Annotated in this window: 11 protein-coding genes; all 11 read left to right on the plus strand. The window is 51.7% G+C overall.

The genetic code is table 11. The annotated features are described in order from the left end of the window. Nucleotides 1–703: 703 nt before the first annotated feature. Nucleotides 704–976 (plus strand): flagellar biosynthesis anti-sigma factor FlgM, encoded by a 273-nt coding sequence (locus tag GX364_04110; protein NLI70036.1) that lies wholly within the window; start codon nt 704–706, stop codon nt 974–976. Nucleotides 977–1001: 25 nt separating this feature from the next. Beyond that, the gene (locus tag GX364_04115; protein ID NLI70037.1) at nt 1002–1487 is read left to right on the plus strand and encodes a hypothetical protein; all 486 of its coding nucleotides are present in this window, start codon (nt 1002–1004) and stop codon (nt 1485–1487) included. 19 nt (nt 1488–1506) lie between these two features. Further along, entirely contained in the window at nt 1507–2937 is a 1431-nt protein-coding gene (gene flgK, locus GX364_04120; protein NLI70038.1) for a flagellar hook-associated protein FlgK, read from the plus strand. 48 nt (nt 2938–2985) lie between these two features. Next, complete coding sequence (flgL, locus tag GX364_04125) at nt 2986–3870, plus strand: flagellar hook-associated protein FlgL (protein ID NLI70039.1); 885 nt, start codon at nt 2986–2988, stop codon at nt 3868–3870. A 14-nt stretch (nt 3871–3884) separates the two neighbouring features. Further along, nucleotides 3885–4304: a flagellar assembly protein FliW gene (locus GX364_04130; GenBank protein ID NLI70040.1), complete on the plus strand. Its 420-nt coding sequence runs from the start codon at nt 3885–3887 to the stop codon at nt 4302–4304. Between the two features lie 33 nt (nt 4305–4337). Further along, nucleotides 4338–4574: a carbon storage regulator CsrA gene (gene csrA, locus GX364_04135; GenBank protein NLI70041.1), complete on the plus strand. Its 237-nt coding sequence runs from the start codon at nt 4338–4340 to the stop codon at nt 4572–4574. Between the two features lie 156 nt (nt 4575–4730). Next, nucleotides 4731–5543, plus strand: coding sequence for a flagellin (locus GX364_04140; protein ID NLI70042.1), 813 nt, complete (start codon nt 4731–4733; stop codon nt 5541–5543). Between the two features lie 66 nt (nt 5544–5609). Beyond that, on the plus strand, nt 5610–5996 hold the full coding sequence (locus tag GX364_04145) for a flagellar protein FlaG (protein ID NLI70043.1): 387 nt from the start codon (nt 5610–5612) through the stop codon (nt 5994–5996). A 35-nt stretch (nt 5997–6031) separates the two neighbouring features. Continuing rightward, the gene (fliD, locus tag GX364_04150) at nt 6032–7450 is read left to right on the plus strand and encodes a flagellar filament capping protein FliD (protein ID NLI70044.1); all 1419 of its coding nucleotides are present in this window, start codon (nt 6032–6034) and stop codon (nt 7448–7450) included. 20 nt (nt 7451–7470) lie between these two features. After that, nucleotides 7471–7824 carry a flagellar export chaperone FliS gene (gene fliS, locus GX364_04155; protein NLI70045.1) on the plus strand — a complete coding sequence of 118 codons (354 nt, stop codon included), beginning with the start codon at nt 7471–7473 and terminating at the stop codon, nt 7822–7824. Nucleotides 7825–7860: 36 nt separating this feature from the next. Beyond that, on the plus strand, nt 7861–8220 hold the full coding sequence (locus GX364_04160; protein NLI70046.1) for a hypothetical protein: 360 nt from the start codon (nt 7861–7863) through the stop codon (nt 8218–8220). Nucleotides 8221–8801 lie beyond the last annotated feature (581 nt).

Below are 8801 nucleotides of genomic sequence, written 5' to 3' on the forward strand. Positions count from 1 at the left end.
GGCGAGGAAGCGAAACGGGACTGCCGACGTGATGTGACAGTGTATTACCTGTCATTCTGAGGGAGCCCTGCTTTTTGGGGCGACCGAAGAATCCCCTGGTCGACCCCACACTCCCTGAACCGTTCTTTTGCTATGGCCCATGAACGGCCCAGTCGCCAAGCCAACATATAAAAACAAGAAAGGGGGAACGTCAGGCACCCGCTGAAACCTTTATCAATACCACTTACCTTACTGCTGGAAGCAGAGCAGTACGAATCACCATCGCCATCATCAAGCAAAATGTTTGACCCTGCCCGAGATTCCTCGCGGCGCTTTTTTTATTCTGCTGTTACCGTTCCTACATCATTATTCTCTGTGACTTCGTGTTGGTGTTCCCGTCAAAGACCGCTTGCTCGGAATGACAGGGGGAGGGAGCCGTTTATATTATACTGTCATTCTGAAGGACTGCCGGGAGCAGAACAGTACGAAATCAGAAAATTTGCAATGGTAACAAAGGGGTACGGGGTGGTATGACAGAGTGTAGAAGGCCAGGAATGGCAAGGCAAAAGAGGTTCCCGGTGGCAGAATAAAGGTTTAATTATCCGGGCAAGATGAATTTTGTAAAAAAAAACGGCTATTTCATGAATACCCCTTAATTATTTCCCCCGGATGACGATATTCAATGGTAGAGGGTCATAGATGATCATGGAAGTGAGTGACTGAGATGAAGATTCAAGGTTATCGCAGCATTCTGGAGCAACTGCTGAAATTCGAAAGCAGAACAAAAGATATTCCAGCCAGGGCAGGCAGAGCCGTCCCCGGCGAGAAGACGGAAATATCAGATGCGGTGGATGTGCTTCAACGTGAGCTGGAAAAAACAGAGAGGGAAGAAGATATGGAAAGGGCAGTACGCCTTGAATCCATTGCCGAAAGTCTCAATAACGGCACTTACAAAGTTGATACATCCAAGCTGGCAGAATCGATGCTTGATGCCTAGTTTTTTTATCGGGGAGGATACAAAGGTGACGGATAAATCCGGCGGGAAGTTGAATATCGATATGTTGAAAGGCTTTTTCCAGGAGGGTGACGAGCTTCTGGCCGAGATAGTGGCTGCCGAGGAGCTACTGCAGGAAGTCGTCATCCGGGGCGATCACGAGGCCATCACCGCTTCCCAGAATTACCGTGATGCATTGCAGGACAGGGTCGGAACATTCAAGGAGATGCTTCTCTCCCTCGATATAAATAAATCGGATATTGCGGCGCTGGTCAAAGAAATTGATGAAGAGGAAGAAAGCGAACAGTTCCTGGACCTGTATGAAGCCGTCGCCGGTAAAATCAAACATGTCAACGTGTTGCAGTCCATAAACGGCGACCTGTTGCGGGAAAGATTCAGTTTTATCAAGAACATGCAAAAATATTTTCTGCCCGGCGAAGAATTGTATGATCAGCGGGGCGAGTTGAAAGATATCCTGGACAAGGAAATACGGAACATAGACAAGAGCTGCTAATGTAAAGGAGAGTTGACACATGAGTTTATTCGGAAGCCTGGAGATCGGGAGGTCGGCCCTGATGGCACAGTACAAGGGGATGGAAGTGAGCGGCCAGAATGTGGCCAACGCGAATACGCTTGGATACACGCGGCAACGGGTGGATATGGAAGCGATCGTCCCGGCTATCGTGGCCGGCAATCAGATTGCTCCCGGCCAGGGGGTCAGGATAAGCGATATAACACGCATCAGCAGCGAATTTTACCATACCCAGATGGTCAGGAATGGGTCATACAAGTCTTACTGGGAGACGATGCAGGAAGCTTACCGGTCTGTCGAGGTTTCCTTGATGGAACCTTCCGAGGAAGGTGTCGGCAAACTGCTGGAGGATTTCTTCGATACCTGGCATCATCTGAGTGCAGGCCCGGAAAGCATAGCTGTCCGCATGGGGCTTCGTGACCATGCCATCACGTTTACCCGGGCTATCAGTGATACTTACAACCGTTTGAATGAATTTCGCAGGGGATTTGTCGATGAGACGGAGGCCACGGTGGTGGAACTGAACAGGTTGGCCTCGGAGATAGCCGGTATAAACGAAAAACTGATCTACCTCCATGCCCTGCAGGAAAAATCCAACGAGATGTTTGATCAGCTTGACCTGGCACTCGAGGAGCTCGGCAAGCTTGTTGATATTGCTGTCTACCAGAAAAATAATGGTGCGGTGGATGTGTTTATCGGCGGACGGCTTCTGGTGCAGGAGAAATACGCCTTTTCGGTACATCTGCAGACCAGGGAAATCCCCGGCGCCCTTTACGACAGATATGAGATCGTCAACCATCGGGGCCAGGTGCTGGATTTGCAGTCCGGACGGCTCGCAGGTCTGCTGGAGACGGTAAACGATACGCTTCCGGGTGCACAGGACGAAATGAACCACATCGTTACACAGCTGGTGAACAGTATCAATGCCATTCACAGGGATGGGTACGGGCTCGATTTCGTTACGGGGAGAAATTTCTTCAATGAAATTGCCGACGATGGCGGCCCGGCCTCCCTGCAGTTCAATGTAAACCCGGAAATCATTGAAGATCCGGCCCGGATCGGTGCGGCCTCGGAGGCCGCCCAGCCCGGCAACGGGGAGGTCGCCCTGGAACTGGGGCGCCTGCGCATGGAGAAGGCCATCGGCTCCCTGCGCAAGGACGGTACTTTTGAAAAGACGGCAACTTTTTCGGATTATTACCGCGGAATGATAACGGAGATGGGCGTCAAGGGGATGGAGAGTGACCGCATGACCAGTGTTTACGAGAAAGCCGAGATGCAACTGCGCGAAAGGCACAGGTCCATCACCGGGGTGAACATCGATGAAGAGGCGATCAACATGATCCAGTTCCAGCATGCCTGGCAGGGAGCGGCCAAGTTCATCAACTATATCGACGAGATGCTTGCCGTATTGCTGAATATAGGTTATCGATAATCACAATAAAGATTGATCTTTCTGATCAATAAACAGGGGGAAACAAGGATGCGCGTAACGCAAATGATGGTCGGGGACACGGTAAGGTACAATCTGCAGAGAAGCCTGAATCGGCTCGAGAAATTATCAAACCAACTTTCGACGGGGAAGGTTTTCCATCGTCCCTCGGACAATCCCGTGGGGGTCAACAAATCGATGCGCTACACGGCCTCGATTGACCGGAACGAGCAGTATCGCCTGAACATGACCGAATGCCAGGGCTGGATGGATGCCACGGAGTATGCCCTGCTGGATGGCATCTCTGTTCTGCAGAAAATACGCGTGATCTGCCTCGATGCCGCCCATGATGTCCATACCGATGAGGATAGGGAGATCATGGCCAAGGAAGTCGAGGAGCTTTACAACCACCTGGTCGGGGTTGGCAACACCGAGTTCAACTCCCTCTATATCTTTGCCGGGCATCAGACCCTGGAAGCCCCTTACAGGGAAGTTGCGGGAACGCTTACCTATCTCGGTGATGACGGGGTGCGCAACCTCGAGATCAGCCCTTTCCAGGAAGTTACGCTCAATCTTACGGGCAACGAAGCCTTCAGGGGGACTGGAATATTTGATGATGTCAGAAAAATCCTGGATGCTCTCCATGCCGACGATTCCGCATATCTTGGGAACGAGGGCCTGATGAGTGTTGACAGTGCGATCAATGATTTCCTCGATGGCATCTCCACGATGGGGGCGCGCCTGAAAAGGGTGGAGATCATGCAGAAGGCACTGATGAGCGAGAATATCCATTTGCGCGAGATGCGTTCCGGCGTCGAGGATATTGACCTGGCCCTGACGATAACGGAATACATGATGCAGGAAAATGTGCATCATGCGGCTCTGTCCACGGGAGCGCGGACGATGATGCCGACCCTGATAGACTACTTGCGTTGAGAAGGAAGGGTGGTTTGAAGATGAATACATCCGTGAAGGCAGCTGCTCCGGAAAAAACAAGCGAAAACCGTATGTATTTCCCCCAGGGCCTTCTTGGCCTCGAGGGGTGCCACAATTTTCTGGTGGAACCGGTTCCGGACAATGAATATTTTGTCATCTTCGAGTCGGTTGAAGACCCGGATATCGGGCTGATCCTGACCGACCCGTTTCCCTTCTTTCCGGAATACGAATTTGATCTTGCGGAAGCCGATCAGCGGGAACTGGAAATCAAGAAAAAAGAAGAAGTGCTGGTGCTGGTCGTGGTAACCATCCGGGGGAAGAAAATGTTTGCCAACCTGGCGGCCCCGGTAATGGTGAATCCGGTTCTGAGGAAGGCAAAGCAGGTTATCCTTCCCGATCGGCTCGACAAGATAAGGGTGGCCTTGGATACATGAAAAAATGGAGCGGATGATGGGCGGTGCAAATCGATGCTGGTGCTCACCCGTAAGCTCGGCGAGAGTATAATGATCGGGGGGAATATAAAGATCACGGTGGTAACGATTGATGGCGGTGCTGTCCGCCTGGGTATCGAAGCACCCGCCAACGTGTCGGTTTATCGCCAGGAGCTTTATGAAGCGGTGAGGAAGGAAAATTTGCAGGCGATCAGATCGGCGTTGCAGTTCAAGAAAATACCGAGGCCGGGGATCGGCCGGCAGCGGAAATGAACAGGTGAATATTCAGGTTTCGTCCCGGCGCCTTTTAATTCAGGCGGGGGGGAGTTGATGGGGAAGAAGCCATTTTCCGGAGGGCGTTCCACGGGGGCGAATCAAATAAAAGACGGCAGGGAAGCCGTAAAAAAACTTATCAAGGAGGATGACATTATGAGGATCAACACCAACGTTTCAGCGTTGAATGCGTATCGGAACCTGTATGACACCGATATGAGGTTGAACAAGTCACTGGAGCGGCTGTCATCGGGACTGCGCGTGAACCGCGCGGCCGACGATGCCGCCGGATTGGCGATTTCGGAGAAGATGCGCGGCCAGATCAGCGGCCTGGACCAGGCCGTGCGCAACGCGCAGGATGGTATCTCCCTGATCCAGACCGCGGAAGGGGCATTGATCGAAACCAGCGCCATTCTGGTCAGGATGAGGACGTTGGCGGTGCAGTGCGCCACCGACACCTACCTGGATGCTGACCGTGCCCTGGCCCAGCTGGAGATTGCAGAATTGATCGATGAGATCGACCGCATCGCCAGTGACACCGAGTTCAACAAGATGGCGTTGCTCGACGGTACCTTTACAACCAAGCTCTTCCACATCGGCGCCAATGCAACCCAGAATATCTCGGTTTCGATTGATAATATGGATGCCACTAACTTGGGCGTTAACGCCGTGAATATCGATAGCCAGACTGGTGCAGACAGTGCCATCACAATCATAGATGGTGCCATCGAGGACGTTGCCGGAGAACGGGCCACACTCGGTGCGATCCAGAACCGGCTCGAGCATACGGTCCGGAACCTGAGCGTTGCTTCCGAGAACCTCTCCGCCTCCGAATCGCGCATCCGCGATGCGGACATTGCCCTGGAGACGATCGACTTCACCCGCAACCAGATCATGTTGCAGGCGGGTACGGCCATGCTGGCCCATGCCAACATAAGGCCGCAGGCAGTGTTGACATTGCTCAGCTAGTTATTTTCCAGGCGAGGGCCGGTTTTACACAGGCCGGCCCCGCTTTTTTCAAGAGAGGTGAGCTAGATGAAAGTTGAGAGTATCGACCATGAGGCGCTGGAACGCATGCAGGGCCAGGTGAACAGACAGGAAGTTAAAGAATCCGCAAAAATGGCGACCGATGTCAAGGCGAAGCAACACGAGGATGATCGGCTTTTCAAGGCATTGCCTTTTCAGGGCGACGAGACTTTTCAGGCCGAGATGGAGAAGGCAATAGTCAAGCTCAACGAGACGGCGATAACTTTTGATATCGGACTGAGGTTCAGAAAGCACGAATCTTCGGGGCGCTGGCTGGTGCAGGTATTGAATGTCACGGAAGACGAGATCGTCAGGGAGATACCTCCGGAGCAGGTTCTCAACCTGGTTGCCCAGATCCAGACCCTGATCGGGATATTGCTCGACGAACGGCGTTGACCGATAAATATACTTTATGAGAGGAAGTGAGGACCGTGAGTATGAGGACGATGGGGATTGCCTCGGGCCTTGATGTGAATGAAATCATAGAAAAACTGATGCAGCTGGAACGGCGGCCGATCACGCAGAACAATCTGTTGATCAAACAGACTCAGGACAAGATGGAGTACTGGCGCAGTCTGGCCACGAGACTGAAGGCGCTTGAGCAGAGTGCTGCTGATATCTTCCTTCCGGGAACATTCAAGGCTTTGCAGGCGGTTTCCTCTGCAACGGATATTGTCCAGGCAGATATTACCGGAGCGGCCCAGAAAGGGACCTACAATATTGATGTTGAGCAGCTGGCAACCAGGCATACCGTGGCCATGGGTCCGGCTGCAGGACAGGGGGCGGTGAGTGATGCCGGTGCATCTCTGGGGTTGTTCGGCAGTTTCCGTATCGGGGTCTCGGGCCAGGAGATGATCATCACGGTCCAGCAGGGAGATTCGCTGTATGACCTCTCGGAGAAGATCAATGCCGTCCAGGATGAGACCGGGGTAAAATCCTATGTGGTGATGAAGGAGTCGGGCGATTACCGGATGGTGCTGGAAAGCTTGAAGGAAGGCGAAGAGGGGCGTATCCTGACTTCGCGTTATGTTCCCGCTGCCGGTGAAGAAGCTCAATACGGGACGGACAATATCCTGCTTGCCCTGAACTTCAAGGATGCCGCCGATCAGTATGCCTATCAGTTGAAAGATGCCCGCAATGCAAAGCTGAGCCTGAACGGGTTGGAAATAGAACGTTCTTCCAATACCGTCGATGATCTGATCGCGGGGGTTTCATTGTTGTTGAATGATACGGGGGCGGTGACCATCGCCGTTGAACAGAATGATGAGCCGGCCCTGGAGGCGATCAGAAATTTTGTGAGTGAATACAACAAGGTCAACAAGATGATCTGGGATCTCATGGAGAAGGACAAAGGCCCCCTGCAGGGAAATACCGTCCTGATGCAGGTTCAGAGCCGTCTGATGCAGCTGGCGGGGAATGCTGTCACTTCGATCGGGGGGGAGTTCCACACCCTGCGCGATGTGGGCATCTCATCTCCCGACAGGTACGGATATCTGGAGATCGATGAAGCCAAGCTGAAGGCTGCATTGCAGGAAGATCCCGATGGGGTGGCGGGCCTTCTTGGTGCCGCGTCCGGAGGCCCCGGTTCCACGGGCCTGGTCAAGCAGATTGGCGAATATTCCAAGTTGCTGGTCCGGACGGATGGTATAATTGCCGGGCAGCAGAAACAGCTGCAGTCGTATGTAACCAGCCTGGAAGATTACAACGAGCGTCTGGAATACAGGATGGAATTACGGGAAAGTTCTCTGGTAGCGCGGTTTTCTTATCTGGAAACGTATGTTTCCATGATGCAGAGCCAGGGCCTGTTCCTGCACAATTTTATAGGCCAGATCAATACAGGCGGGCAGTAGAATCAGGAGGTTGATGAAGGATGAAGACCGCAAATCCCTATCAGAGTTATCAGAATACCCAGATCGAGACCGCCGACCACCTGACACTGGTGCTCATGCTTTACGATGGTGCTCTGAAATTCATGAGCCGGGGACGGAAAGCGATACTTGAAGATAATCTCGATGAAGCAAACCGGTGCCTGGGCCGTGCGCAGGATATTGTCAGCGAGTTGATGGGTTCGATCAATCCCCATTTGAAGAATGTTGCGGCGAACCTGATCAGCCTCTACGATTATCTGTATTACCTGCTTCTGGAGGCAAACATAAAAAAAGATGTGGATACTGTTGCCAAGGCGGAAGAATTGCTTAGATCCATGCGCCGGATCTGGAAATAATGGACTCGCGGGCGGTTCCCAATAGCGGGTGGAGGAATGATTGAGGTGACATCGATGGACCTGATGACCCATCTGGGAAGAAGATTGTACCGTGCACTTGATGAGGAAAGGGAGGCCATCCTGAACAAAAACGAGGTTTCCCTGGCCGGTATAGGAAACAAGATAGATCGCCTGTTGCGGCAGATAAGGAAAAATACTTTCGCCGGGAATACGGCCAGGGTTGCGGAACTGATCGAGGGATTTCTGATCAGGAGGAATGAAAACCAGGACCTGCTGGAAGAGTCTTTCCGCGAGATGGAGCGGGAACTCGGTGAGGTCCGGGAGCAGTTGAAAATATTGAGGGCATACGGGAACGCGGTGAAAACGGGGGAGATGTTTGTCAAAAAAGATTGCTAAAAAATAGACGCCGGTTCCTCAAAATCAACGATGGGTAGATAATACCGGTAAAGAGATCGTGAAACGATAACGGAGGTGTTCTTGATCTAGCAAGAGCATCTTTTTTTTTCTGCAGGGAGGAAAAGAAGGGCACCGCCGCCCTGATCATGAAGAAGATACTGTTGGCCGGATTTTTTGGCCGTCATCGGTTTGCCGGCATCAGGTCGGGAAGGAGAATCCAAAATAGCGCAGGATCAAGAAGGATTTATTCTTTTATTGTAGAATTGGAGTATATAATATTATGTATGTTGATAGAACCTTTTGATGTTTCAATCAAGTTGGACGAAGTTTGATGCATGAAACTTGAAACCTGACACGGGTTCAGAAAAGGGCTTTGTGAAAACATCGCTTCGGTGATGATGCAGGACCTCCGCTCCTCAAGTATGGGGTTTTGTTATATCTTGGGACTTTGGTCCTACCTTAAATGGGAGCATAGGATTATTTTTCGGTTGCTTTCCTTGTGATACCATGTAAATAGTATTATTTTGACTTGTGCAGCAATTTATTTACAAGCCAGAATAATACAAAATTAACAATAACAA

This window comes from Bacillota bacterium, assembly GCA_012518215.1.
Lineage (GTDB): Bacteria > Bacillota > Dethiobacteria > DTU022 > PWGO01 > JAAYSV01.

What these genes read in the sequence shown, in the direction of transcription:
- GX364_04110 (NLI70036.1), top strand. Translation starts at nt 704, where the DNA reads ATGAAGATTCAAGGTTATCGCAGCATTCTGGAGCAACTGCTGAAATTC.
- flgK (NLI70038.1), top strand. Translation starts at nt 1,507, where the DNA reads ATGAGTTTATTCGGAAGCCTGGAGATCGGGAGGTCGGCCCTGATGGCA.
- csrA (NLI70041.1), top strand. Translation starts at nt 4,338, where the DNA reads ATGCTGGTGCTCACCCGTAAGCTCGGCGAGAGTATAATGATCGGGGGG.
- GX364_04140 (NLI70042.1), top strand. Translation starts at nt 4,731, where the DNA reads ATGAGGATCAACACCAACGTTTCAGCGTTGAATGCGTATCGGAACCTG.
- GX364_04160 (NLI70046.1), top strand. Translation starts at nt 7,861, where the DNA reads ATGATTGAGGTGACATCGATGGACCTGATGACCCATCTGGGAAGAAGA.
- fliS (NLI70045.1), top strand. Translation starts at nt 7,471, where the DNA reads ATGAAGACCGCAAATCCCTATCAGAGTTATCAGAATACCCAGATCGAG.
- flgL (NLI70039.1), top strand. Translation starts at nt 2,986, where the DNA reads ATGCGCGTAACGCAAATGATGGTCGGGGACACGGTAAGGTACAATCTG.
- GX364_04145 (NLI70043.1), top strand. Translation starts at nt 5,610, where the DNA reads ATGAAAGTTGAGAGTATCGACCATGAGGCGCTGGAACGCATGCAGGGC.